The organism is Sinimarinibacterium arenosum (assembly GCF_005047655.1).
Taxonomy (GTDB): domain Bacteria; phylum Pseudomonadota; class Gammaproteobacteria; order Nevskiales; family Nevskiaceae; genus Solimonas.
Window position 1 is genome coordinate 362,266 of the sequence record NZ_SUKF01000002.1, and the last position, 21,597, is coordinate 383,862.

22 protein-coding genes are annotated in these 21,597 nt (G+C 65.4%); 11 read left to right on the top strand and 11 right to left on the bottom strand.

What is annotated here, in order from left to right:
- Positions 1–85 precede the first annotated feature (85 nt).
- Positions 86–1,657, top strand: coding sequence for an alkaline phosphatase family protein (locus tag E4T66_RS05200; protein ID WP_169577483.1), 1,572 nt, complete (start codon positions 86–88; stop codon positions 1,655–1,657).
- Between the two features lie 37 nt (positions 1,658–1,694).
- Here the strand turns inward: E4T66_RS05200 and E4T66_RS05205 are convergent, their stop codons facing one another.
- The 9 genes from E4T66_RS05205 to E4T66_RS05245 all read right to left on the bottom strand — a co-directional run bounded on the left by E4T66_RS05205 (position 1,695) and on the right by E4T66_RS05245 (position 10,292).
- On the bottom strand, positions 1,695–2,075 hold the full coding sequence (locus tag E4T66_RS05205; protein WP_136847843.1) for a glutaredoxin domain-containing protein: 381 nt from the start codon (positions 2,073–2,075) through the stop codon (positions 1,695–1,697).
- A gap of 73 nt (positions 2,076–2,148) precedes the next feature.
- Entirely contained in the window at positions 2,149–2,730 is a 582-nt protein-coding gene (locus tag E4T66_RS05210; protein WP_136847844.1) for a carboxymuconolactone decarboxylase family protein, read from the bottom strand.
- A gap of 34 nt (positions 2,731–2,764) precedes the next feature.
- The gene (locus tag E4T66_RS05215; RefSeq protein WP_136847845.1) at positions 2,765–4,210 is read right to left on the bottom strand and encodes a GMC oxidoreductase; all 1,446 of its coding nucleotides are present in this window, start codon (positions 4,208–4,210) and stop codon (positions 2,765–2,767) included.
- Complete coding sequence (locus E4T66_RS05220) at positions 4,210–4,707, bottom strand: hypothetical protein (RefSeq protein WP_136847846.1); 498 nt, start codon at positions 4,705–4,707, stop codon at positions 4,210–4,212. Before E4T66_RS05220 ends, E4T66_RS05215 begins: the two co-directional genes overlap by 1 nt.
- A 93-nt stretch (positions 4,708–4,800) precedes the next feature.
- Positions 4,801–5,727: a LysR substrate-binding domain-containing protein gene (locus E4T66_RS05225; protein ID WP_169577484.1), complete on the bottom strand. Its 927-nt coding sequence runs from the start codon at positions 5,725–5,727 to the stop codon at positions 4,801–4,803.
- Positions 5,724–6,197, bottom strand: coding sequence for an OsmC family protein (locus tag E4T66_RS05230; protein ID WP_136847848.1), 474 nt, complete (start codon positions 6,195–6,197; stop codon positions 5,724–5,726). Before E4T66_RS05230 ends, E4T66_RS05225 begins: the two co-directional genes overlap by 4 nt.
- 41 nt (positions 6,198–6,238) lie before the next feature.
- Positions 6,239–7,255, bottom strand: coding sequence for a tRNA dihydrouridine synthase DusB (dusB, locus tag E4T66_RS05235; RefSeq protein WP_136847849.1), 1,017 nt, complete (start codon positions 7,253–7,255; stop codon positions 6,239–6,241).
- Positions 7,256–7,505: 250 nt separating this feature from the next.
- Complete coding sequence (locus E4T66_RS05240) at positions 7,506–8,459, bottom strand: MBL fold metallo-hydrolase (protein ID WP_169577485.1); 954 nt, start codon at positions 8,457–8,459, stop codon at positions 7,506–7,508.
- A gap of 33 nt (positions 8,460–8,492) precedes the next feature.
- Positions 8,493–10,292: an acyl-CoA dehydrogenase gene (locus E4T66_RS05245; RefSeq protein WP_136847851.1), complete on the bottom strand. Its 1,800-nt coding sequence runs from the start codon at positions 10,290–10,292 to the stop codon at positions 8,493–8,495.
- A 135-nt stretch (positions 10,293–10,427) separates the two neighbouring features.
- On the opposite strand from E4T66_RS05245, the gene E4T66_RS05250 reads away from it, so the two are divergent.
- Positions 10,428–11,141 (top strand): alpha/beta fold hydrolase, encoded by a 714-nt coding sequence (locus tag E4T66_RS05250; RefSeq protein ID WP_136847852.1) that lies wholly within the window; start codon positions 10,428–10,430, stop codon positions 11,139–11,141.
- Here E4T66_RS05250 and E4T66_RS05255 read toward each other — a convergent pair.
- The gene (locus E4T66_RS05255) at positions 11,138–12,040 is read right to left on the bottom strand and encodes an ATP adenylyltransferase family protein (RefSeq protein ID WP_169577486.1); all 903 of its coding nucleotides are present in this window, start codon (positions 12,038–12,040) and stop codon (positions 11,138–11,140) included. The two genes, E4T66_RS05250 and E4T66_RS05255, sit on opposite strands and share 4 nt — an antisense overlap.
- Positions 12,041–12,119: 79 nt before the next feature.
- Between E4T66_RS05255 and E4T66_RS05260 the strand changes: the two genes are divergently transcribed.
- The 7 genes from E4T66_RS05260 to E4T66_RS21300 all read left to right on the top strand — a co-directional run bounded on the left by E4T66_RS05260 (position 12,120) and on the right by E4T66_RS21300 (position 17,812).
- Positions 12,120–12,530, top strand: a complete 411-nt coding sequence (locus E4T66_RS05260; protein ID WP_136847854.1) for a DUF2946 family protein — start codon at positions 12,120–12,122, stop codon at positions 12,528–12,530.
- 99 nt (positions 12,531–12,629) lie between these two features.
- Positions 12,630–13,535, top strand: a complete 906-nt coding sequence (locus E4T66_RS05265) for a hypothetical protein (RefSeq protein WP_136847855.1) — start codon at positions 12,630–12,632, stop codon at positions 13,533–13,535.
- A gap of 62 nt (positions 13,536–13,597) precedes the next feature.
- A complete protein-coding gene (locus E4T66_RS05270; RefSeq protein WP_169577487.1) occupies positions 13,598–15,217 on the top strand; it encodes an MbnP family copper-binding protein in 1,620 nt (539 codons plus the stop codon).
- 15 nt (positions 15,218–15,232) lie between these two features.
- Positions 15,233–16,534, top strand: a complete 1,302-nt coding sequence (locus tag E4T66_RS05275; RefSeq protein WP_248679449.1) for a methanobactin export MATE transporter MbnM — start codon at positions 15,233–15,235, stop codon at positions 16,532–16,534.
- A 67-nt stretch (positions 16,535–16,601) separates the two neighbouring features.
- Positions 16,602–17,084: a hypothetical protein gene (locus tag E4T66_RS21290; protein WP_169577488.1), complete on the top strand. Its 483-nt coding sequence runs from the start codon at positions 16,602–16,604 to the stop codon at positions 17,082–17,084.
- Between the two features lie 64 nt (positions 17,085–17,148).
- The gene (locus E4T66_RS21295; RefSeq protein WP_169577489.1) at positions 17,149–17,640 is read left to right on the top strand and encodes a copper chaperone PCu(A)C; all 492 of its coding nucleotides are present in this window, start codon (positions 17,149–17,151) and stop codon (positions 17,638–17,640) included.
- 10 nt (positions 17,641–17,650) lie between these two features.
- The gene (locus E4T66_RS21300) at positions 17,651–17,812 is read left to right on the top strand and encodes a hypothetical protein (RefSeq protein WP_169577490.1); all 162 of its coding nucleotides are present in this window, start codon (positions 17,651–17,653) and stop codon (positions 17,810–17,812) included.
- 181 nt (positions 17,813–17,993) lie between these two features.
- Here the strand turns inward: E4T66_RS21300 and E4T66_RS05285 are convergent, their stop codons facing one another.
- The gene (locus E4T66_RS05285) at positions 17,994–19,247 is read right to left on the bottom strand and encodes an RsmB/NOP family class I SAM-dependent RNA methyltransferase (RefSeq protein ID WP_136847858.1); all 1,254 of its coding nucleotides are present in this window, start codon (positions 19,245–19,247) and stop codon (positions 17,994–17,996) included.
- 455 nt (positions 19,248–19,702) lie between these two features.
- On the opposite strand from E4T66_RS05285, the gene fabA reads away from it, so the two are divergent.
- Both fabA and fabB read left to right on the top strand, forming a co-directional pair.
- Complete coding sequence (gene fabA, locus E4T66_RS05290; RefSeq protein WP_136847859.1) at positions 19,703–20,242, top strand: bifunctional 3-hydroxydecanoyl-ACP dehydratase/trans-2-decenoyl-ACP isomerase; 540 nt, start codon at positions 19,703–19,705, stop codon at positions 20,240–20,242.
- Between the two features lie 5 nt (positions 20,243–20,247).
- Entirely contained in the window at positions 20,248–21,480 is a 1,233-nt protein-coding gene (gene fabB, locus E4T66_RS05295; protein WP_136847860.1) for a beta-ketoacyl-ACP synthase I, read from the top strand.
- Positions 21,481–21,597 lie beyond the last annotated feature (117 nt).

Below are 21,597 nucleotides of genomic sequence, written 5' to 3' on the forward strand. Positions count from 1 at the left end.
CACTTCGATCGACAGCGACCGCCCCTGCCGTGCGGCGTCGAGATGCTGTCCTGATCCGTTCACGACTCCGTCTACAGGTGCTCCGATGCGTTTCGCCATGCCGCTGAAGAATCGATTGCTGAACTCCGCGCTGCTCGGCGCCCTGACCGCCGGCCTCGGCGCCTGCGGTTCCAGCGATCCGGCGGGCGACTCAAACTCACCGCCACTGGGCGCGGAAAAGCTGAGCGTGGTCGTGCTGGTCATCGACAGCCTGATGCCGTCAGACATTGGCCTGCAGACACCGACGCTGAGTGGCCTGATCGCGGAAGGCACGTTCTTTCCGGAAAGCCGCTCGGTATTCGCCGCCGAGACGATCCCGAATCATGTGGCGATGATGACCGGTGTCTATCCCGAACGCAGCGGCATCACCGGCAACAGCTTCATCGACTTTGATGATCCCGCCGGCCCCACGGACAAGGATCTGTCGCTGCCGGAGAAGCTGACCGCGAAGACGCTGTTCACCTTCATCAACGAGCAGTGCCGCGGCAGCGGCATCAATCCTGACATCCGCCACGGCGCCACGCTGTCGAAGAAGTACCTGCACGAAGTGTTCGCCGGCGACGACGCCGATCCGGAGCGCCAGAACGACGACCCCGCGGTGTTCAACGTCGCCCCCGACAGCCATTGGGACCCGACCACCAGCCCGGCCTACATCGGCCCGCTGTTCGAGTACACCCCGGACCGGCCGACAATGGAACAGGCGCTGACGCAGCTGCCCGACGCGGATTTCTTCTTCGTCAACCTCGGCAGCGTCGATCGCAATGCCCACGCCTTCGGCGCAGCCGGACGTGGATTGCAGCTGCTGGAAACCGACAGTCTGGTGCAGCAGATGGTCGACGCCCTGAAGGCCTCCGGACGCTGGGACCGCACCGTCATGCTGGTGGTCAGCGATCACGGCATGGACTTCACCCTGCCGGGCCCGCTGCAGTCCGTCACGGTTCAACCGACACTGGATGCGCTCGGCGCCTGTTACGCACCGATGCAGGCCGTCCAGGGCGGCGGCACCGACAGTATCTATGTCACCGACCGCAGCCTGCCGGAGGACCAGAAGCGTGAAGCGCTGCATGCTGCACGCAGCTGCCTGATGGGACTGGCCGACTGCGACACGCTGTGCGCCGGTGCCTCGCGCCCGACCAATGCCGCAGACATCGTTTACGCGTGGTACACAAAGGACGATCCGACCGACCCGACCGGCAACATGCCGGACTCGATCCGCTCACAGCACCCCAACTTCGGTGATCTGGTGCTGGTGGCATCGGACGGTCTGAAGTTCTCCGACCCGACGCCCTTGAGCAATCCGATTCCGGGCAATCACGGCCAGATCGCGACGATCCACAATTTCATGCTCGTCACCGGCGGCTCGCCCTGGGTCAAGAAGGGTGTCACCGTGACGCCCTCCGTGCCCTCGCCCGACCTGCTGGACCGCCTGCCCGAACAGAGCGAGACGATCGATGTCGCGCCGACCGTCGCGTGGCTGCTGGGACTGGGCCTGAAGGCATCCGACTTTCCGGACGGCAGGACGTATGACGGCCGCGTGCTGAGTCAGGCTTTCGTGCAGTTCGACAGCGCCAGCAACCCGGGATCACCGACCGTCTGCGGGCGCTACGACGCCCAATAGCCTTGTGCGGCGGCAGCCCTGCCGCCGCCGCTCCTGGCTAGGCGTTCTGGGCGCCTGCGAGCAAGGCGTCGAACGCACCGGACTTCATCAGCCGGGCCAGATCCTCGGCGCCGCCGATCAGCTGGCCACCGACAAAGATCATCGGAAACGTCGGCCAGCCGGCCCACATCTTCAACGCGTTGCGTCGACGCCAGGTGCTCAGGTAGCTGCCGTATTCCAGATAGTGATACGGCACGCCCTTGGCATCGAGCAACTTGCGCGCCTTGCGCGGATACGGGTTCTGCGCCATGCCGACAACGACCACCTTGTGTCCGGCGATCGCGGCCTCCACCTCGTCAATGACGTCGCGGTGATGTTCGGCAAGTGTCTTGCGGATATCAGGATGGATGCGGCTTTCGGGAAGAATCGGACGCGACATGACAAAGACTCGGTAGGCTGCGATCAGCGTCGGATCATACGGCACGGCGCAAGCGCGTGAACGGCTTCCCGATTCACAGCGCAGCCTGCAGCGGCTGCCGACGGTTCGCCAGCCAGATCGCGGCAAGTACCGGCGCGGCAAGCAACGCTGCCGCCGCCTCCGCCACGGGATGCCCGTCACGGACACTGCGCCCCTGCAGGCGCGCGATCCAGGCATCACCACTATTTCCGCTCAGGTTGGCGAAGTAGATCGCATGGATATACGCCATGATCTCCAGCCGCTGCCATCCGGTGTAGTGCTGCTTCAACGCGGTGCGTGCCGGCCTCTCCGGACACCGTCGTGTATCGGCAAAGTGCTTGGCAAATAGAATCGCCACCGCTGCCGGTGAATCGATCTCGCCCGGCAGCTCCGACGCCCACAGGTTCTGCAGTGCGTCCAGATCGACGCCATTGTTCAACGCCAGGCCCGTGTGCACCCAAGAGCAGTATCGGCAGTCATTGACCATCGTTACCGCCAGCATCACCTGCTCTCGGAGTACACGCGAAGTCGAGGGCTTGATCAGCGCAGCGAGCAGCACCGGCAATGTCGCCACCGTTGCCGCACCACTGCGCAGCAACAAGGGCCCATCAAAGGTTCGCTTGGTGAATGGTTTCATTTGTTGCTCACTCCAGTGGAAATACCCGCCGCATTCACCCTTGTGCGGCAATGCCCGCCGCAACGTGGCTGGCCCAGGCCGCGACTGTCATCGACGGCGGTGCGCCGGGTGCCGCCGGCAACGCAGCAGCGTCGGCGACATACAGACCCGACACCCCATGGACCTGCCCGTATCCGTCGAGCACCGCTTGCTGAGGGTCGTCGCCAACGCGAGCCCCGCCCAGCGGGTGCACCGTCAGCGGCCAATGTCGCAGGAAATAGACAGGCCGCGCGCTGCGCGCCGCGATTCGGTCGAATGCGCGATAGATTCGCGCCAGGACAAAATTGGCCGTGCGGCTGTAATGCAGGCGCAGGCGCCCACCCGTCCAGGTCGCCAGTCCATTGGCCTGATCGGCTCCCATGCCAACCAGGATCAAGTCCCGCTTCAACGCCCGGCGCAGCGCTTCAGGCATTGGAACGCCATCAATACCGTTCAGACCGTAGGCGGTCAGATCAACGTCGTCCTCGCTTCCCGGCGCGATATCACGCAAGCCAAAGCGACCGTGACACGGCGTACCGCGGCTGTAGTCTGCATCGGCCGTGTTGCAACGCCAGTAGGCTGGCACATCACCGTTTCCGCCTACGCCAAGCCCGAGGGCCGGCACGGCGCCGAGCGCACCGGCGTCGCGACTGGCGAACAGCAGTCGCAAGGTGTTCAGCGTGCCGGCAGCCAGGACCACCCGCGACGCCGTCAGGTGTCGATAGACCTTGGCGCGGTGATCGTAGGCCGTCACACACCAGCCGTCCCGCACCGGCCCGACCAGCGCCACTTCGTGCAGATCGTGCACCTGCAGACCCCGCGCCAGTGCCGGCAGCAACAGCAGCGAATCCAGCGTCACCTTGCTGCCGTCGTGACACCCGAAAAAACTGTTGTCAGTAAAAGTGCTGCTCTCGAAACGGAAACCCATCGCGGGCTGCGACTCGACTGACGGCGGACGCAGCAGAGGATTCTGCTGCAGTCGCGTGCCGATGAAATTGGGCACCGATGCATCCGGAATACGTGCGCCCATGCGCGTGATTGCAGCGTCGTAGTGAGCATCCATCATCGCGGTGTCGATGCCGTCGGCGCGCTCCCGCCAGTAGTCCGGCACCGCAGGACGAACGTTCATGGCCGAATAGACGTGGCTTCCGCCACCGACACCACTGCTGCAGACCACGCTGATTTCGCGACCCAGGTGCAGGTCAAACAGACCGTGCGCATTGAGGCGCAACCGCCCCCCGGGTAACAGCGGCAGGTTGAGGCTGCGCAAAGCACGACCAAAGAATCCGAAGCCGCGCGGCAATGGGCTGCGCGGACCGACACCCGCCGCACGCACCGATGGCGTATCGCGCCAGGGTCCCCGTTCAAGCAGTGTCACCCGCGCACCTGCTGCGGTCAGGCGCTCTGCTGCAAATGCGCCCCCGAAGCCGCTGCCTATGACGATGACATCCGACGCAATCACTATCCAGGCACCAGCGTGAAATACAGCACGCGATAAAGTCCGCGCTGCGTTTTCCAGTTCATCCTGGCGAGGATCAGGCCATTGCCCAGCTGGCGCGCCTCGCCACGGATGTGCCGTAGCAACCGGGGATTTTCCGGCACGTCATAGTCAAGCCAGACCACCGGCTGCTGATCTACCGGGCTCATGGCCTGCTCGACCACACGAAAGCGTCCGAACGCCGCACCGCGAACGCCAAACCAGCGGTTGGCTCCGGTGCCATTGGCAAAGCTCTTTCCACTCCAGGGATTCAGCGGTGTACCCAGCAGCGCGTACAACATTCGGGCGAATACGCGAGGCAACCAGCCGAAGCCGCGGATCGCCATCAGCCTGCCACGCCAACAACCCTCAAGCGACCGCGCCGGAGTCGGCAAACTTGAAAACAGAGTGTCCAGCTCGTGCTGGCGTTGCGTATACAAAACTGTCGGCACGCCGGGTGCCGCGCCCAGATCCATGTGCATGCTGTATTCATCCAGGACTCGGTGAAGCACCAGTCTGGCGATACCGCAACGGCACAACAAACGCTTTTTTCAGGTCACCTGCACAAGAAAAACTTATGCAATCTCGGCCAGACGCCGGCGCACCCAGTCGATGAATGCCGCGATAGCCTCATTGCCGCGCCGGTCATCCAGCATCACCGCGTACATTGCCTGCGGCATCGGCCCGTAAGCGGGACCGACAGCGACGACGCGACCACTGGCAATCAGTGGTCGTTCCAGCGGCAGAATGGCCAGTGCAACCCCGACCGTCTCAGCCGCTTCGATTGCAGCGGGATAGTCATCGACGTGGAAGACCTCCGAAGCCGCATTGTCCGCAGCCGCTGCATCCGCGACGCCTGCTTGCATGAAGTACTGCCGCCAGGCGTCCGGACGTTCGGTCATCACCACCCGCGGCGCCTGTGACAGGCGCTCGGGATGACGCCGCAGGTCGAAACGCGCTGCCAATGCCGGCGGCGCAATCGCCTGGATTTGAAGATCCACCAGCTTTTCATGCACGCAGCCTGGCCAGGGTGGCACACCGTAGCGAATCGCCAGGTCGACCTGACGCTGTGACAGGTCAACGTTACGCACGCTGGTATTGATCCGCAGCGCAACCTGCGGGTGCTGCGCGCGAAAATCGGCCAGGCGAGGCAACACCACGCGACTGGCCAGCGGCGGCATCAGGCTGACCCGCAGAACCGATTGCTGCGTGGCGCGACGCACGCGCTCGGTCGCTTCGAGCAACGCAGTCAAATGCGGCTGAATATCTGCCAGATAGCCTCGTCCGGTTTCGGTCAACGCCAAGCCGCGCGGTTGTCGCTCGAACAAGATGACGCCGAGCTGGCTCTCGAGCTGACGCACCTGCTGACTGATGGCTGAAGCGGTGACACACAGCTCCTCACCGGCCAGCTTGAAACTCTGATGCCGAGCGGCCGCCTCGAAAGCACGCAGCAGATTCAGCGACGACAGACGCAGACGTGCAACAGGTTGCGGATCGTTCACGCCGCCTCGATGCGCACGATCGTCTTGACCGAGTTGGCGATATAGCAGGCGTGGTGTGCGCGGTCGTGCAGCCCTGCAATGGCTTCGGCATCCGGGCGATTGTCTCCACTCCACTCGATCGTTGGCCGCAGAATGACCTCGAGCATCGCGATGCGTCCCTCGTCATTACGTCCCATCGTCCCCACCGCGTCATCGCGGTACGTTGCGACGATGTAACCCTTCTTGGCCGCGTAGGCGAGGAAGAACAGCATGTGACACGACGACAGCGAGGCGACGAACGCCTCCTCGGGATCGACTGCATCAGCAGCCGACATCGGCAGCGGCACCACCGCCGGCGCACTCGAAGCCGGCACCGTCACACCCCCGTCGAAGTGCCAATGGTGCTTGCGCGAATAGCTGTTGTCGGTAAACGACGCGGCGTCGGCGCCCTGCCAGACGACGGACGCTCGATATTGATGCTCGGCACTCATGCGACGAACTCCGGATTTCTGAGGAAGGCGAATATTCGCAGTCAGGCCGCCAGGGCGTCGATGCGCTTGGTCAATGTCTGGACACCGTCACCTTGCGATCCGGCCGCAGTGAACTGCGCGACAGCGGCACGTTGCCGGGCTGCGTCATCGATGCGGCTGACGTGGGTCCAGAACGCCTCTGTCCCCGGATGATCCTTGCAGTACCACTGGATGTGCTTGCGCGCCACACGCAGGCCCCGTCCCTCGCCGTAGAACGCGTACAGGTCGTCGAGATGTCCGAGCAGGATGTCACGTACCTCGCCGGCATCCGGCTCCGGCAACAGCGTGCCGTCGTCCAGATAACGCACGATCTGGCGGAATATCCACGGCCGTCCCTGTGCTGCCCGACCGATCATCACGGCGTCGGCGCCGGTGGCACGCAGCACCTCGGCCGCCTTCTGAGGGGTGTCGACGTCCCCATTGGCGATCACCGGAATCCGTACGCTCTGCTTGATCGCGGCGATGGTGTCGTACTCCGCCTGACCGCTGTAGTGCTCCTCGCGCGTACGCCCGTGCACCGCGAGTGCCTGGATGCCGGCCGCCTCCGCGATGCGCGCAATCGTCACGCCGTTGCGGCTGGCGCGGGAATAACCGGTACGGATTTTAAGGGTCACCGGCACCTCGACAGCGCGCACCACAGCGTCACAGATCCGGGACACCAGCGCCTCATCCCGCAGCAGCGCCGATCCCGAGTCGACCCGGCACACTTTCTTGGCCGGGCAGCCCATGTTGATATCGACGATCTGCGCCCCGTGTTCGACGTTGTAGCGCGCGGCTTCGGCCAGCGCCTGCGGGTCGTACCCGGCAATCTGCACCGCGATCGGACCGGGCTCACCGCGGTGGTCGCGGCGCAGTCTGGACTTCTCGGTATGCCACAGGCTGGCATCAGAGGTGGTCATCTCCGAAACGGCGAGCCCGGCGCCGAGCCGCCGGCACAATTGCCGGAACGGGCGATCGGTCACCCCCGCCATCGGGGCAAGAATCACTTTCGGATCAATCTGATAGGAACCAATACGCATAGGTTTATTGTCGCCTATTTAGGGGCAATTCCTACAGCTTCAGGGCGATTGAATGTGAATATCAGAATTTTCCGATATTCAAAGCCGCATGACTGCCGTAGTCTCTACCCCGTCAAGACGCACATTCCGGTCGCGAGCCGGGCGTCGAGACCCCGATGCCGCCCTATCCCCCCCTCCCTCAGGGCGGCATACCCCCGACGGCGGGCGCAAGCCCGCCGTGTTTTATTCCCCCCCAGAAAACGCATGGGCCTCAGCCTGGCGCGGCCAGCGGGTTGCTGCGCGTTGCCGGCGGCAGCGTCGACATCACACGACGGTCGTGTGCCGGCACGATCACCAGATCGGGCTTGGCCATCTTCAGCAGATGCAGCTTGATCAGCGCGTCGCGTACGCCCTGGGCGTCCTCGTCGACCAGTACGCGCGACAGCCACGGCCGCTCGGCCGGCAGATCAACGCCCTCGTGCTGCCACGCCAGATCACCGATCAGCGCATAGCTGGCTCCGTCCGCGCTGTGGATGAAGGCGATGATCGAACCCGGCGTGTGGCCTCCGGCCGGGACCAGGACCACCGAGCCGTCACCGAAAACATCGTGGCTTGCCGGGAAGCCCCAGTACGGGCCGCCCTCGAAATCGTAGATGCGGTAGTTGAGCTCGCCCAACGAGCGCGCCAGCGTGGTCTTGTCACCGCCGTCGCGGATGAAGTCACGCTCGGTCTGCGTGATCCACACCGGCACACCGCGCAGATCGTCGAGTCCGGACACGTGATCCCAATGCGCGTGCGTCAGGATCACGCCGGCAATGCGCTCCGGCGCCAGGCTCGCACTGGACAGCTGATCGACCACCGGAATCTCCGGCGTGATCTTCGACATCTGCCGCATCAGCCACGGGATCGTTTCGGTGTGCTTGATCACGTTGCGGCCGAAACCGGAGTCGAACATCAGGATGCCTTTGGGATGTTCGACCACAACCACATCCATGCCGAACTCGATGGTCTCGAACGGCCCTCCGCGATAGGCGAACGCGCCCTGCGACTCCATGCGCCCGGCCATGAACACGCCGACCCTCATGTCCGCCGGCGGCTGTGGATGGATCAGCTGCAGCGGCATGTCCGGTGCGGTGACCGGCAGCGTCGCCGGCGCAAAGCTCCAAGCCAGGGCGCCGATACAGGCCGCCAGCACCACCACCATTCCATAGCCCAGCTTCTTCATCAGACGGTCTCGCAAGATTGGTATTCGGAGGCCTCAGAACGCCGCCGCCGGCATGCTCAGACAGGTGTCGTCGAGCCGCATCAGCAACTCGGCGGCACGCGCGGCACGCGGCAGTTCGTAGCGGAAAAAATAACGGCAGGCGCGCAGCTTGCCGTCATAGAAATCGTGATCGACCTCCGCCGCCGTCTGCAGTCCGCGTTGGGCCTGACGCGCCTGCCGCAGCCACAGCCAAGCCACGACGATATGCCCGAGCATCTCCAGATAGGCCGAGGCATTGGCCAGGAACAGATCGACCTCGCCCTTGGCCGCCGTCATGCCCAGCGTCTGGGTCACGCGCACAGCGGCATCACAGGCCTGCTGCAGCACCTGCGCGTACTCGTCGAGCGTCTCGTCGCCGCGTGTGGCCTCGATCTCGTCGTGAATGCGGGCCAGCAGCAGCTGCAGCGCGGCGCCGTTTTTCATCATCGCCTTGCGCCCGAGCAGGTCCAGCCCCTGGATGCCGTTGGTGCCTTCGTGGATCGGGTTCAGACGGTTGTCGCGATACAGGCGCTCGACCGGATAGTCACGGGTGTAGCCGTAACCGCCGAGCACCTGAATTGCCAGCTTGTTGGCTTCCAGACAGAACTCGCTGGGCCAGGCCTTGGCGATCGGCGTGAGGATTTCCAGCAGCAGATGCAGTGACTCGCGCTGCGCGGCATCGGCGACCACCGCCATCTCGTCGACCAGTCGCGCACAGTACAGGCACAGCGCCAGACCGCCTTCGACATAGGCCTTCTGCTGCAGCAGCATGCGCCGCACATCGGTGTGTTCGATGATCATCACCTGCGGCGAGTTCGGATCCTTCGCAGACGCCGGTCGGCCCTGCGGGCGGTTACGCGCATAGTCGAGCGCGAACTGGTAGCCGGCGTAGCCGAGCATCGTCGCGCCGAAACCGACGCCGATGCGCGCCTCGTTCATCATGTGGAACATGCACGCCAGGCCGTGATTGGGCTGCCCGACCAGCTCGCCGCGGCAAACCTCGGACTCGCCGAAACTCAGCACCGTATTGACGGTGCCGCGATAGCCCATCTTGTGATTCAGCCCCACCAGACGCACGCCGTTGCGGCGGCCGATCGCACCGTCGGCGCCGACCTCGAACTTGGAGACGATGAACAGCGAGATGCCCTTGGTGCCGGCGGGCGCACCGTCGATGCGCGCGAGTACCAGATGCACGATGTTCTCCGACAGATCGTGCTCACCACCGGAGATCCACATCTTGTTGCCGACCAGCTGATAGCTGCCGTCGGGCTGCGGAATCGCACGCGTGCGGATATCGCCGAGCGAAGAACCGGCCTGCGGTTCGGACAGGCACATGGTGCCGAAAAAACGGCCCTGCAACATCGGCCGCATGTAGCGTGCCTGCTGGGCGTCGCTGCCGTGCGCCCGCAGCAGATTGGCTGCCGCGGCGGTCAGGAACGGATAGCCCGCGGTACCCACGTTGGCGGCGTTGAAAATGCCGAGCGCCGCAGACGACACCGTATACGGCAACTGCATGCCGCCAACCTCGGTGTCAAAGGCCGCAGACAGGAAGCCGGCGTCGATGTAGGCGTCCAGCGCCTGCTTGACCTCGGGAATCAGATGCACGCGCTCGCCGTCGAACGTCGGCTCGTTCGCGTCCAGCTTGGCCGCATGCGGCAGAAACTGTTCGACCGCCAGGGTATGCGCCGCCTCGATCACCGCATCGAAGGTTTCGCGATCGTGATGCGCGAACCGCGGGTACGCGCACAGTGCGGCCACGTCCAGCACTTCGTGCAGCAAGAAGTCCAGATCGCGGCGGTTGATCAATTCCGGCATGAAGACTCCCCAGTCCTGTCGGTTGGTTTTAGTGCAAGTCGGGGACACTAGCCTTGTGCCATGGCGCGGCGCAAGCCTGCACGCAGCGCGTGCAGTGAGGATAATTGTGCAACTTGCGATTTCACGGGACCCCCGATGACGAATGCACCGCTCGACACATTGCGCGCACCACCGCCACGCCTGCTGGCACTGGAACTGCGGGCGTGGACAGAACTGGGCCGCCTGCCGCTGCATTACCGGACGCTGCTGCGTGAACTGCCACGCGGCGACGGGCATGCCGTGATGGTGCTTCCGGGCTTCGGCGCCGGCGACGCCACCACGCTGCCGCTGCGACACGTGCTGAACAAGCTCGGCTACGCCAGCTACGGCTGGGCACAGGGCGTCAATCTCGGCATGCGCGGACCGATGCGACAGGCCCTGACCTCACGCCTGCATCTGCTGGGCGAACGTCATCACGGCCCGGTCAGCCTGATCGGCTGGAGCCTGGGCGGCGTGTTCGCGCGGGAAATCGCCCGGCATCAGCCACAGGCAGTACGCCGGGTGATCACGCTCGGCAGCCCGATCAACGGGCACCCGAGCGCCAACAATATGGATGCGCTGTTCAAACTGATGAACCCGAAACAGGCCGCGGCACCGGACATGGAAGGCTTCCGCCGCCGCATCGTCGCGCCACCGGTACCCTGCACCGCGATCTATACCCGCACCGATGGCATCGTCGCCTGGCCGTGCTGCATGGAAGACGAAGCCGACAACACCGAAAACGTTGAAGTACATGGCAGCCACATGGGCCTGCCGTTCAACGCCGAGGTGATCCGCGTCATCGCGCAGCGATTGGCAAAAGACGCTTAAGGCGCTCCTGAGACGCCGGCCTGACGCGTTACCGCGGACAGGATCGCTGCCGGACCGGCCTCGCGGATGCGTGTCGCTTCGGCGGCGTCCCGCGCCAGCAGGGCGCCGGCAAACGCCAGCGCATTCACGCTCATGCCGTCCCAGCGTTCCTGCGTGCGCGGCACCACCATCATCCAGCGCCGCGTCATCAGCCAGTTGTAGTTCTCGCACACGCCGTCGGCGGCATCCGGATCGATCGACACTGCCCGTAGCAGCGCGCAGTACCGCGCGTGGTCCATTGCGGGCGTGTCCGTCGGCGCGCGCGCCTGCAGCGCGTGAGCGAACGGCAGAGCGTCGACGTGCTGAATCCGCGATTGCGACAGCACCGGCGTGATCACCGTATCAACTGGCAGCCCGGGCACATCCGGCCGCAGCGCGCGCGGCACCCACTGCAGATGCTTGTGCGGCTGGCTCGCCCCGGCGCGGCCGCCGCCGTTGTAGAACAGCAGGCCGTCGAGCCGCGCGTTCAGCTGCGCCGCCGCCTCGAAGTCCGCCAGCGACAGCGGCGCCCGCTGAGACTCGAAGCCGGCGGTGACCAACAGCAGATGCGGCTCGATCACGTTGAACTTGTTCAGCAGCAGCACATGCCCGGGCGATACATGCGCGACGTACAGCGCGGGTTCGTACGGCAGGAACGGATTCGCCGGCTTGTCCGCACTCTGCGCGGCGGAAGCCGCCTGCTTGCGGCGAAGGTTGTCGACCACCCGCAGCGCGTAGCGAATCCCATCCTGCTCGAGGGTCTCGAAGGCGGTCGCGATGGACTGCAACGCGCCGCGATCGCGCGCCGCAGTCGCGACCGCTTCAGCCCGCTGCAGCAGCGCGGCACCATCAGCGGGAAGCTTATTGAATTCTGAAGTCATCAATCGGTCCGTCGTCTTGCACGCGCGCCGCGGGGCGGCACTTTCCTCGGGTCCAGCCCAGCTGGCACACTGCGGGTCCATGCTAAACCGCCGCACTCATCGCCGACACATTGCGCTGCTGGGCATCTTCGCGATGCTGGCGCAGTTGCTGCTGCCGATTGCGCACGCAGCCAGCATGGCCCAGCGCAGCGGTAATCCTCTGAGCTTGGTGTTCTGCGGCAACGGCACCGGGCACTCCGCTGCACTGTTCGCGCAGCTGCCGCCGGAAGTTCGCAGCGCGCTTGAGCAGAAGTCCGAACGGCAAATGCCGCCGGCCTGCACGCTCTGCGCCGCAATGCACGGAGCGCATCTGGCCGGTGCGCCAGCCACACCGCGGCTGCCAGCGGCAGAGGCGACGCCCGCGATCCGCGCCGAAGCAACGCCGCTGCGCGCTGCCAGCGGATACCGCTTCACTCCGCCCGCACGCGCTCCCCCGCCAATCTCCGTCTGAACCGCGCGGCGTGATGCCGCATTGCCCGGGCACGTCCCGGCAGTTCCGTGTTCAGGACCACCGGGGCGTTGCCGCCTTCACGGTGGCTGGGGAGATTTCATGAATATCCGTTTCATTGCGCGGGCCGCAGGAGCGGCCGGCGTCGTCATCGCGTCAGCCTGGACTGCGCCGACGCTGGCCTGCTCGACCTGCAAATGCGGCGATCCGACCGTCAATCTATTCGGTACCGAAAAGTCCTTCAGCAGTCGTTTGCGCATCGGCTTCGACTATCTGGTCCGGTCCGAAACCCAGGGCGATCCGAGCGTCAACGAACGCCAGACCGATGAGCAGCGCCTGCTGCTGGGGCTGGCCTATAGCCCGCTGCCGAACCTGAGTCTGGCCGTGCAGGTGCCGTACGTGCATAAGCAGATCGAGGACAGCAATCGCGCACGCCAGGACGCCGACGGTCTCGGCGACATCGACCTGATCGGGCGCTGGACCTTGCTGCGTTCCGGCGCCATGTCGGGGCGCCATCTGGCCGGCCTGCGCTTAGGCGTACGCCTGCCGACGGCCGACGAGGTCGAGGATGGCGACGGCCGGCTGCTGGACATTGACGTGCAGCCGGACGCCGGCGCCACCGTGCCGAACCTGGGCGGCTGGTACGCCTACTTCCGCTTCCCGTGGCATATCGGTGTCACCGCGACCTACTTCAGCTTCGGCGACGGGCATCAGGACTTCTCACCGGGCGATGCCGTGGTGGCGTCGGTGCTGGGCCAGTACGGCGTGACGACGAAGCTGGCCGTGCAGCTGGGTCTCGACGCGCGCCATTCGCAGAAAAACCAGTTTGCCGGCGTCGACGACGAGGACTCCGGCGGGACGCTGGCGATGGCCTTCAGCGGCGTTGCACTGCGCGTCATGGACGAACTGGTCCTCAGCGCCGGCGTGCAACTGCCGCTGTTCGAAAACCTCAACGGTCACCAGGACGAGGATGCGGCACTGCGCGCCGGCCTCGCCTACGACTTCTGATCGCGCGAATGCCGCATTCGATCCGCATTCGCAGCCTTCACCTCATTCAAGGGAATCTCATCATGAAAACGCATCAACTCCTGAACGGCGCACTGGCGTGCACCGCCATCGGCCTGCTCGCCGCCTGCGGCGGCACCGGCTCGCGCGAAGCCGGCTATGAAGCCCGCGTCGAAGCCATCGCCGCCGGAGCCAAGACCGGCCACATGACAGCCAGCACCGAACTGGTCCACGAACCGAAAGCCTTTCGCCGCGCCGACGGCCTGCGCATCGAGCTGGAGCTGGGTCTGATCAATCTGGCGCCGGTGGAACTGGTCGCCTGCAACGGTGCCAGCGCGAAGCTGGACACGCTGCTCACGCAGCTCAGCCCGCTCGGCACGGCCTACGCACATTCCGATCACATCGGCACGCCGCCGGCCGGACCGGTCGACACCGCCGCAGCGGACGGCGAGCGCTTCGACCTCGGCGCCATCGTGGCCGAGCCCGGCACCTATTGCGGCCTGACGGTCGAGCTCGCACCGGAAGCCGCCACTGTCGCCAAGCACGGCGACCTCGATGCCGACCTGAACGGCTACGCGCTGAACGTCGCCGCCTGCTACTACCCGGCTACCGTCGGCCTGTCGGACGCCGACGCCGCGGCCGTCACCGAACATCAGTGCATCCAGACCCGAGCAGGCACGACCTATCGTCACTTCACCTTGCCGTTCGCCCAACCGCTGACGCTGAACGAGCAGCAGCGCAGCGTCGAACTGACGGTGGTCAGCCGCTACGAGGAGTGGTTCGACGGCATCGACATGAGCCTGATCGAGGGCGATGCGATCCAGCAGGCTCGACTGATGGACAACATCGTCGCCGCCGCGCACGTGGTCGAAGCCACGCAGCAGAACATTGCGGTGGCCTTCGGCCTTGCCGTGGGCGGTGAGCAGGCGCTGTGCAATAGCGTCTACCAGGGCATCGGCAACGGCGCACAGCAGGACTACGAGCTGACCGATTTCCGCTTCTACATTTCCGACCTGCACCTGCATGGCACCAGCGGCACCGCCCCGATCACCTTGGCCGCCAAGGCCAACGGCATGAGCTACCAGGATGAGATGCACAACGTCGCGCTGCTGGGCCTGGTCCAGGGCTGCAGCACGACGGAGGTGATCAGCAACCTGAGCATCGCCGGCACCGCAGCCGCCGGCGAATATGACGAACTCTGCTTCAACGTCGGCATTCCGTTCGAGCTCAACCACATCGACGTCGCCACCGCCGCCGCACCGATGAACGTGACCGCGATGGCATGGTCGTGGCTGTCCGGCCACAAGTTCCTCCGCATCGATGGCGTCGGCGACGCTGACGGCGCGCGCAACAACTACTTCCTGCATCTGGGTAGCACTGGCTGCACCAACGGCAGCGGCGCCAACGGCGCACCGCCGGATGCCGCCTGCTACTACCCCAACGTCGCCGAAGTCTGCCTCGACTACACGGCACTGAAGGCGGGCCAGCGTATCGTGGCCGATCCTGCGGAGGTGTTCTCGGAGTCGGACCTGACCTACAACACTGACGGCACCGCGGCCGGCTGCATGTCCGGCAACAGCGATCCGGAGTGCGCCGCGATCATTCCCAAGCTCGGTCTGGACTTCAACTACGCCGGCACCACACTGCCGAGCGAAGGCCAGCAGCTGTTCTACGTGGCCGAGTAGGCACCGGGTCCATCCATGAATCCTCGCCTACACACTGCATTGAACGTGCGGCGCGGCGGCATGGCGTCCATCCTCGCGATGGGCGCCATACTCGGACTGGTCGGCTGCAGCGGCGGCAGCGCGTCGCAACACAGCGGCGGCACGCCTACACCGACACCGACACCGACACCGACACCGACACCGACACCAGCAGCCTACGTTTTCGACCTGCCTTCCGGCTTTCCACAACCAGCGATTCCGGCCAACAATCCGATGAGCACAGCCAAGGCCGCATTGGGCCGGCAGCTGTTCTACGACACGCGTATGTCGCTCAACGAACAGGGATCCTGTGCCAGCTGCCACGAACAGCGTCTGGCATTCACCGACGGCCGCGCGCATGCGGTCGGTCCAACCGGCGACGTGCATCCGCGTTCGGCGTTAAGCCTGACCAATGTTGTCTACAACGCAAGGCAAAACTGGGCGAACCCGAATACACGCGATCTGCGCGAACAGGCGCTGGGCGTATTGCTCAACGAAAACACGATCGAACTCGGCTGGGCCGGACGCGAGCAGCAGATGCTCGACCGCCTGCGTGCCGATCCCGACTACGTCGGGCGCTTTGCCGATGCCTACCCGGACGATACCGATCCGTTCACGCTCGACAACGTCGCCAAGGCACTGGCTGCGTTCGGTGCGACTTTGATCTCCGGCCACTCCGGCTACGACCGCTACTACGACGCCGAGGCTCCCGATCCGGACGCGATGAGCGCCTCGGCACGGCGCGGAGAAACCCTGTTCTTTTCCGAGCGGCTTGAATGCTTCCACTGCCACGGCGGCTTCAACTTCGCGCAATCGGTCAATCACGACGGCAGCACACTGGACCAGATCGAGTTCCGCAACAACGGCCTGTACAACATCGCCGGGCCGGCACCCGGCCTGCCGCTGGCCGCGGGCAATTACCCTAGGGACAACCAAGGTCTGTACGAGTTCACGCAGAACCCGTCCGACATGGGCCGCTTCCGTGCGCCGACGCTGCGCAATATCGCGCTGACTGCGCCGTACATGCACGACGGCTCGATCGCGACATTGCGCGAGGTCATCACCACGCACTACGCCCGTGGGGGACGATTGGTCAGCACCGGAGAGCATGCCGGCGACGGCTCGCAAAGCCCTTACAAGGATGCATTGATGGTCGGATTCACACTCAATCCGCAGGAACTCGATGACGTTCTGGCGTTCCTAGATGCGTTGACCGACTGGGCGTTCATCTGCGACGAGCGCCTCAGCGACCCGTTTGGTCGCATCCCGATGCACGCAGCCTGCGTGCAGATTCCTTGACCGAGCAAGCCGATGCCCATGCCACAGACCACCTTCGGATCGCCCCACGCCCGGCGAACGATCGGCAATGGCATCCCTGCTGGTTTCTCTCTGGCTTTCAAACAATCCTGAGGCTGCAACCTTGATATTCGCGTTACGCCAGCACCGGACTCGCCCGCATCGCCGCATCGGCGTGCTGGCGAGCCTGCTGGCGATCGTCGGACAGCTGTTGCTGCCGTCGTGGCATGCGCAGGCCTGGGCGACACAGAATGACGCCCCGGTTCTGGTCGCGTTCTGCGGCACGCTGTCCACTACTCAGACCGAAGCGTGGCTGGCCAGTCTGCCGGCGGAGCTGCGTAGCGTGCCTGTCGATGCACACGAGCACGCCACCTTCCAGGGGTGCGCACTGTGCGCGCTGGTGCACGCCATTGGCGCAAGTCCGGGCAGCTCGCCGGTACAGCACGCCCTCGCGGCGATGCCTGGCATCGCGCCGATGGGTCATCGCGTCGCCGCGCCCGACACGCGCGACGTCGCGCAGCCGTCGCAGCGCGGACCGCCCCGGCTCTCCTGATTCGATTGCCCGGTCCTCAGGCCGTTTCCATCGTCATGCGCCACCCGGCGCCAGGAGTACTCTCATGAATCCGAACACCTTCACCGCACGGCACAGCCTGCGCATGCTGTCCCTGCTGCTGACATTGACGCTCGGTCTGCCGGCGATCTCCAACGCCGAATCGCCGTCCGCATCGTCCCCGGTCGAACTGACCGACGCCTGGGTCCGCGCGACGCCTCCCGGCGCAGGGGCCGCTGCAGGCTACGGCACGCTGCGCAACACATCAGACCGGACTGTCCGCATCACCGCGTTGAGCTCACCGTTGTCGAAGAAGCTCGAAATTCACGAGATGAAGATGGCCGGCGGCCAGATGCAGATGCGCGCTGTGGCGGATCCGACTCTGGCGCCGGGCGAGACGCTGACGCTGCAGCCCGGAGGCTTCCACCTGATGTTCATGGGGCTGAACAGTACCCCGCAGGCGGGTGATCAGGTCGAGCTGACGCTGGAGCTGGACGGCGGCAGCCCGGCACAGTTCACGCTGCCGGTCCGCGACGCCGCTGGCATGAGCCATCACTGAGAAAGCAGCAATGCCACACGCAGGAAAGGACCGCGTCTTCGCGGTGACGCTGTCTTGCGCGGGCGGGATCAACCTGTTGGCGGCGGCCATTGTGATCGCGGCCGCCGCCGTATTCGGCCCGGGCTGGCCACAGGTCGTCACGGGCGCGCTGTTCGGCGGCGGCCATGGCTGATCCCCAACGTGCACGGAGACATCGGCAGCGACGGCGGATTCACGCGCTCATCTGGATCCTGCTGATCGGCGCGCTGCATGCCGCCGCCAGCGCATCCGCCATCACCGCACACTCCTCCCCGCAAATCCGATGGATCCGCATCGATCCGCCGGCCGTGGCACCGGCGCCACCCAGCCCCGCCTCAGCCCATGCGTCGTCGTAGGCGGGCGGCGAAGAATCCGTCGGTGCCGTGCTGGTGCGGCAGCAGCTGCAGCATGCGTCCCGGCAGCGTGATACCTGCACTCGCCAGCTCGGCACCGGCGTCGTCCAGCTCGAACTGCGGATGTGCGGCGAGGAAGGCTTCGACGATGTCGGCATTCTCGGCATCGAGCAGACTGCAGGTCGCATAGACCAGACGTCCGCCGGGGCGCACATGCCGCGCGGCCCGCGCAAGGATCTGCGCCTGCAGCGTCGTCAATGACGGCAGGTCGAGCGCCTTCAACCGCGCTTCGGGCTGGCGTCGCCAGGTGCCGGTGGCTGAACAGGGAGCGTCGACCAGGACCGCGTCGGCTTGCACTTCGGGTTCCTCATCATTGCCCAAAGTCCTGATCTGCACGCAGTGGACGCCGGCCCGCTGCAGTCGCGGCGCCAGCCGCGCCAGTCGGGTGGAATCGCTGTCCCACGCGTACAGCGTGCCGCGATCCTGCATCTGCGCCGCCAGTGCCAGGGTCTTGCCGCCGGCACCGGCACAGTAGTCGATCACGGTCTCTCCGGGCTGCGCGTCCATCAGCATTGCGAGCAGCTGGCTGCCCTCGTCCTGCGGTTCGATCCAGCCATCGCGATAGATCGCAAGATTCTGCAGCGCGGCCCGCCGCGCCACGCGCAATCCCTGTGGCGCATACGGCGTGACCTGCACCTCGATGCCGGCTTCAGACAACGCCGCCTGCGCCTCCGCTCGATCGCATTTGAGCGTGTTGACGCGCAGATCGACTGGCGCCTGCTCGCACAGCGCCGCTGCCAAAGACTCTGCCGCGTCTCCGTACTGCAGTTGCCAGGCCTGATAAATGGTGTCGGGCACATTGGCGCGTTCGGCCGCGGTCAAGGCGCTGTCGTCATGCGCTGCCAGCCGCGCACGCAGCGCATCGACATCGACACCCAGGGACTGCAAGCGCTCCGGGGAAACCCGTTCGCTGCGTAACAAAAGCGCTGCGCACAACGCGGCCGATGACCCTTCACCCACCATTGCGCGCAGGCGGCGCAGATCGCGCAGCACGCCATAGACCATTTCCGTGACCCAGGCACGGTCGCGGCCGCCCATATTGCGACGCTCGCGAAATGCCGCCTGCAGACAGCGGTCCGCCGCGCGACCCTGCAGTACTTCGTCAAGGACTGCGCAGGCTAGTTGCCACTGCGCCGGATACAGGCCGCTGCCGCGCATCGGTTCAGGTGCGCTCATCGCAGGCTCCGGCGATACCCGGCCAACGACCGTTCGTCGGCTGACAACCACAAGGTATTGTTAGCAGACGGCACCGGTGACACTATCCATCGTGGTTGGCGAGCTGTGAGCATGGTTTTATTGAGCCGATCGGAAGCGTGAGTTTCGGGGTGTTGAAGTGACTGCAGACACTGCAGCAACGGCGACATCCGGCAAGGACAAGCAGAAAGAAGCGAAGTCTATCTGGTTGACCTGATTCACTTAGTTTTTTAAGGCGGTGGCGGCTTGGGCGCTGCCGCTTTTTTTTGGCCGCAGCGCGGGGACGCGACCCATTGGCTCCGGCATTGATCTGGGTCAGCAAGACTGTCATGTCGACCCGGTAGTTTGGCCCGATACGCTTGGCGGTTCCGGCATCCGAGATCACCTCGCCGGGTCCGTGCTGTCCGAGCCGAACCACCCGCAAACCGCCCAAGCCTATGAACGCTGCCATCGCCCAGTCACACGATCCGTCCACCTCCTTCAGCAAGGAGCAACTGCTTTCGTGCTCGCACGGCGGCCTGTTCGGCCCCGACCATGCGCGATTGCCGGCCCCCCCGATGCTGATGGTGGATCGCATCGCCGCAATCGCCCATGAAGGCGGCAAGTTCGACAAGGGCTATATCGACGCCGAGCTCGATGTGCGCCCCGACCTGTGGTTCTTCGATTGCCACTTTCCAGACGATCCGGTGATGCCGGGCTGCCTGGGACTGGATGCGCTATGGCAACTGGTCGGCTTCTTTCTGGCCTGGAGCGGCCACGGCGGACGCGGTCGCGCGCTCGGCGTCGGTGAAGTCAAATTCAAGGGTCAGATCCTGCCCAACGCCAAGCGCGTGCAATATCGGCTCGACCTCAAGCGCGTGTTCGCGTCCAAGCTGACGATGGGCATCGCCGATGGCGTGGTGTCGGTCGACAGCCGGCCGATCTACTTCGCCACCGACCTGCGCGTCGGCCTGTTCCATTCGACCGAAGGGTTCTGAGGCCCGTGCGCCCGCCCTCGTCACGCCGCGCGGTCATCACCGGCGCCGGCATCGTCTCCTGCATCGGCAACGATCTCGACACCGTCTCGCACGCGCTGCGCGACGGACGTTCCGGCATCCAGCCGGCGCCGGCGTATCGCGAAATGGGCCTGCGCTCCCAGGTCGCCGGCCGCATCCATCTGGATTGCGAGGCATTGATCGACCGGCGCATCCGTCGCTTCATGAATGACGGTTCGATGTATGCCTATGTTGCGATGGGCGACGCCATCGCCGACGCGGGCCTCGACGCCGACGCGGTCAGCGATCTGCGCACCGGCCTGGTGGTCGGCACCGGCGGCGCGTCTCCGGCGAATCTGATCGCCGCTGCCGACGCGCTGCGCGAAAAGGGCGTGAAGCGCATCGGCCCCTACGGCGTCACGCGGACAATGTGCAGCAACGTCGCCGCGACGCTGGGCACCGCATACAAGGTGCGCGGCACCGCGTACTCGATCACCTCGGCCTGCGCCACCAGCGCGCACTGCATCGGCCATGCCGCCGAACGCATCCGCGCCGGCACCGAGGACATCATGTTTGCCGGCGGCGGCGAGGAAGAGCACTGGTCGTCGGCGATGCTATTCGATGCCATGGGCGCGCTGTCCAGCGCGTGGAACGACACGCCGGAGTGCGCGTCGCGCCCCTACGACGCCGAACGTGACGGCTTCGTCATCGCCGGCGGCGCCGGCATCGTCGTCGTTGAGGAACTGGAGCACGCGCTCCAACGCGGCGCCCGCATCTACGCAGAGATCGTCGGCTACGGCGCGACGTCCGACGGCGCCGACATGGTCGCGCCGTCCGGCGAAGGCGCGGTGCGCTGCATGCGTCAGGCGCTCGACGGCGTCGACACCCCGATCGACTATCTCAACACCCACGGCACCGGCACGCCACTGGGCGACGCCACCGAGCTGCGTGCGATCCGGGAGGTGTTCGGCGAGAACATGCCGCCGATCAGTTCGACCAAATCGCTGACCGGGCATTCGCTCGGCGCCGCCGGCGTGCATGAAGCGATCTATTGCCTACTGATGCAGCGCGACGGATTCCTCGCGGCGTCGGCCCATATCGACCGGCTCGACCCGGAGTGCGAATGGGCGCCGATCCTGCGTCAGGCCCGTCTCAACACGCGCCCGCGCACGGTGATGTCGAACAGCTTCGGCTTCGGCGGCACCAACGGCACTCTGGTGCTGCGCACGTTCGCCGGCTAGCGCCGCGACCCGCACCGGACAAAAAAAGGGGCACGCAATGCGTGCCCCCTTCCCCGCAAATGCCGGACCGCCCCCCGACGGCCGGCATTCTCCCGGTCTGGTGCGCAATATCCCCGC

What these genes read in the sequence shown, in the direction of transcription:
- E4T66_RS05210 (WP_136847844.1), bottom strand. Translation starts at nt 2,730, where the DNA reads ATGAAACCATTCACCAAGCGAACCTTTGATGGGCCCTTGTTGCTGCGC.
- E4T66_RS21295 (WP_169577489.1), top strand. Translation starts at nt 17,149, where the DNA reads ATGAATCCGAACACCTTCACCGCACGGCACAGCCTGCGCATGCTGTCC.
- E4T66_RS21290 (WP_169577488.1), top strand. Translation starts at nt 16,602, where the DNA reads ATGGCATCCCTGCTGGTTTCTCTCTGGCTTTCAAACAATCCTGAGGCT.
- E4T66_RS05250 (WP_136847852.1), top strand. Translation starts at nt 10,428, where the DNA reads ATGACGAATGCACCGCTCGACACATTGCGCGCACCACCGCCACGCCTG.
- dusB (WP_136847849.1), bottom strand. Translation starts at nt 7,255, where the DNA reads ATGCGTATTGGTTCCTATCAGATTGATCCGAAAGTGATTCTTGCCCCG.
- E4T66_RS05275 (WP_248679449.1), top strand. Translation starts at nt 15,233, where the DNA reads ATGAATCCTCGCCTACACACTGCATTGAACGTGCGGCGCGGCGGCATG.
- E4T66_RS05255 (WP_169577486.1), bottom strand. Translation starts at nt 12,040, where the DNA reads ATGACTTCAGAATTCAATAAGCTTCCCGCTGATGGTGCCGCGCTGCTG.
- E4T66_RS05265 (WP_136847855.1), top strand. Translation starts at nt 12,630, where the DNA reads ATGAATATCCGTTTCATTGCGCGGGCCGCAGGAGCGGCCGGCGTCGTC.
- E4T66_RS05285 (WP_136847858.1), bottom strand. Translation starts at nt 19,247, where the DNA reads ATGAGCGCACCTGAACCGATGCGCGGCAGCGGCCTGTATCCGGCGCAG.
- E4T66_RS05270 (WP_169577487.1), top strand. Translation starts at nt 13,598, where the DNA reads ATGAAAACGCATCAACTCCTGAACGGCGCACTGGCGTGCACCGCCATC.
- E4T66_RS05260 (WP_136847854.1), top strand. Translation starts at nt 12,120, where the DNA reads ATGCTAAACCGCCGCACTCATCGCCGACACATTGCGCTGCTGGGCATC.
- E4T66_RS05220 (WP_136847846.1), bottom strand. Translation starts at nt 4,707, where the DNA reads ATGCACATGGATCTGGGCGCGGCACCCGGCGTGCCGACAGTTTTGTAT.
- E4T66_RS05245 (WP_136847851.1), bottom strand. Translation starts at nt 10,292, where the DNA reads ATGCCGGAATTGATCAACCGCCGCGATCTGGACTTCTTGCTGCACGAA.
- E4T66_RS21300 (WP_169577490.1), top strand. Translation starts at nt 17,651, where the DNA reads ATGCCACACGCAGGAAAGGACCGCGTCTTCGCGGTGACGCTGTCTTGC.
- E4T66_RS05240 (WP_169577485.1), bottom strand. Translation starts at nt 8,459, where the DNA reads ATGAAGAAGCTGGGCTATGGAATGGTGGTGGTGCTGGCGGCCTGTATC.
- E4T66_RS05205 (WP_136847843.1), bottom strand. Translation starts at nt 2,075, where the DNA reads ATGTCGCGTCCGATTCTTCCCGAAAGCCGCATCCATCCTGATATCCGC.
- E4T66_RS05230 (WP_136847848.1), bottom strand. Translation starts at nt 6,197, where the DNA reads ATGAGTGCCGAGCATCAATATCGAGCGTCCGTCGTCTGGCAGGGCGCC.
- fabA (WP_136847859.1), top strand. Translation starts at nt 19,703, where the DNA reads ATGAACGCTGCCATCGCCCAGTCACACGATCCGTCCACCTCCTTCAGC.
- E4T66_RS05200 (WP_169577483.1), top strand. Translation starts at nt 86, where the DNA reads ATGCGTTTCGCCATGCCGCTGAAGAATCGATTGCTGAACTCCGCGCTG.